2 protein-coding genes are annotated in these 2,851 nt (G+C 31.4%); both read right to left on the bottom strand.

The genetic code is table 11. The annotated features are described in order from the left end of the window. Window positions 1-355: 355 nt before the first annotated feature. Window positions 356-1,429 (bottom strand): nucleotidyl transferase AbiEii/AbiGii toxin family protein, encoded by a 1,074-nt coding sequence (locus AC3AX0_RS10785; RefSeq protein WP_487550293.1) that lies wholly within the window; start codon window positions 1,427-1,429, stop codon window positions 356-358. Next, window positions 1,430-2,305, bottom strand: a complete 876-nt coding sequence (locus AC3AX0_RS10790) for a DUF6577 family protein (RefSeq protein WP_487550294.1) — start codon at window positions 2,303-2,305, stop codon at window positions 1,430-1,432. Between the last annotated feature and the right edge of the window lie 546 nt (window positions 2,306-2,851).

Consider the following 2,851-nt stretch of genomic DNA (forward strand, 5'->3'; position numbering starts at 1 on the left):
TCAAAATCCAGAGCCCTTTGGGGCGTGCGGGTTCAAGTCCCGCTTTCGGCACCACGTAAATAGCGACCTTCAAGAGTTTTCTTGAAAGTCGCTGTTTTGTTTTTTTTGCTAATCTGCTAACATTTGCTAACAAGCATCTCTAGAGTTTAATTACTTATAGCATGATTATGGACTGATTTGAAGCTATAATTACCTAGAGCGCAATATCCCTAAATCCAACGCTCTTTTGCAATCAACCAAATTATACCTTCTATCCGTGGTTTAATCTGGTCCATCTAGTTGCAAACATGTTCTGGTCTAACATTTTTACTAGTATCCTCTTCAATAGAATTCGCACCTCTTAAGATTCTATCGATTAATCGCTCACATACTCCATTACGTGCGCCCAATGGTAGTACGACTCAAGATCTATTTTTCTAATCACACTTAATCTTTTTCTGTAATTCATTTCTTGAGTAATTTCAGGAACATCCCCAACTTCATAGTTCTTAAATTCAAACCCATGCAACATAGAAGCTGCCAAATGAGCAACTCTACCAGAATCTTTTAAAGCAGATTCAAATGTGTATTTTTCACCATGAATATAATTTCTTATATTTTTGATTCCAGTTTTAAGTTTTTCAAAATTCAGCTCTTTATATTTCCCTACCAACACTATAGTTAAAGCTGTATCGATTATATCATTAAGAACATCCTCTGGCTTAAGGTCGTCCAAGCCTCTAAACCGTGCATTCTGCTCTACACTTTTATGGAAGTTTCTTTCAACAACTTCAAAAGCAGTTTCATCCCATTTGTTTGTCATTCTCGAAACATCAAACATCTGCTTAATAATTTCAACGTCTTTACCAATATCATAAGGAATGCCAATTGTATTAGGTGCAAATGCAGTCATTTTATCTCCTAGTAAAGCGAATAATGATGGACAAATCACAGTAACCTCTGGATCACAAGTCTTTACCAATGCATTTTTAATTGGTACCTCTATAAGATCCGTATATGTTTCTTCGTCAAACACTATATCCAACAGTACATACATCGGGATATTTTTTTCCTTGATAGAATCATAGAAAAACTTATAATGTTTCTTAGGAATATCAGTTGAATCTCTGACATTTTCTTCGAAGGTTTTAAAAGGACCATCACCCTCTATGATCAATTCAAAAATTGCCGTTAAAGAGTCATTTGAATCTACAGGTTTCATTTGAATATCGATGTCAATTGAAAATCTAATAGGTTCTTTGATAAGAAGTATTAAGGCTGTTCCACCTTTAAATATAAACTCTAAACCATTCTCTTTTAATTTCTCAAGAAGGTGAAAAGCATGTATATTTCTCTCTACGAGAACAGAATCTGCTTTTAGACCTCTTTTTTTCATTTCAGCCATTTGCTCCTCTAGCCATTCCTTCGTAAAATTAACCTTTGTTAGCATCTAACCCTCCTCTGAAGTTTCTATTGTATCCACTAGTATATTGCAGTTCCTCATTAATTTTTTTTTTGCATTTTCGTTTAGGAGTTTCCAGTTATATGAATCGCCTTCTTTTACAGCGAACGATAGATATTGATTATAATGGTCATTTTCGTCTTTATAGTATTCCATTGCTGTGTAGAAGTTAGTTAATATGCTATCATTTCTTCTGTATAGTGAATAACTTATTAATGTGGTTAGGTCTACTTCACATGAATCAATAACATTCATCAACATTCTTTCCCACTCAATTCCTTGTAACCAATTAAATGCATCTCTTTCTATATAAGTATCCACTAATATCTTTTCTATCTTAGGATAATGCCCTGTTTTCGATTTACTTATAGGTGATCTTTTATAAAGTGTTTTAACAATAATGACATCAGCATCATCTAAGTATAAATCATATTCCTTTTCAGATGGATTAAGCAGCGCTTTTGGATATTTTTCTTTAATATGATTGAATATTATTTCTTCAAAATCCTTTTCAACCTCAACAATCTTATATGACTTCATATAATAATTATGACTGAATAGGTTTAGGCAATTCGTATCCCATACGACAAACTTTATTTCAGGATAATTCACCTCGATGTAATTTTGTAGAATTTTCATTTTTCTATCATAACTTGGTTTAAATATATTCTTCTTACCTTTGGCATATATGTTTTTGCTCACTGAATATATCTCACCTTTATTTCTTAATCTGCTAATCATTTGTCTTAGCGAATTTTCTGTCAGATCTTCATCAGGGAATTCCTTTTTTATAGCACAGAATAGTTCATCAAAATGATGTATCTTTTTATCTAGAAAGAACATAAGAATTTCATTTGTTTTCATGTTAGAACTCACCTCCTCTACATTGTCATAGTTGTATCTTTTTTAATTTAGATACATTATTGACATTTACATCTTATTATAACATATATCAAAATAAATTTAAATCAAGCAGGCTAATTGCAACATTGTTGGATCTGTTTTGTTTTTGTCATAGATGTAGCATTTTTGAATTAGATACATTCATGACATTTATCAAATTTGTTTTTTGTTAATGGTATTTTAAAATTTGCTTTAATTTCAAAAAATGAACGTCTTAAGAAAATTAGTGCTTATAATTCAATTCTCCTTTACTTAACTTGAAAGATTGGTGCGTAATTTCTGATAATACATGTAAGCTTTTAAGGTTTTATAACTTAAGGGAATATGAATAAGAAGATTATAGAAAATGTTATGCAGTTAGGTAAAATATTAGAATCGGTCCAGAATACTAAGGAAGTTGATATCTATAAATAAAAAAAGATGTCTCAAAACTGGACATCATAAGAAATCATAGATTTGATTCAAATGAAGAAATGATTCGATTGACTAAGAGGAGCGATTGTACCG

This window comes from Dethiosulfatibacter sp. (assembly GCF_983023055.1).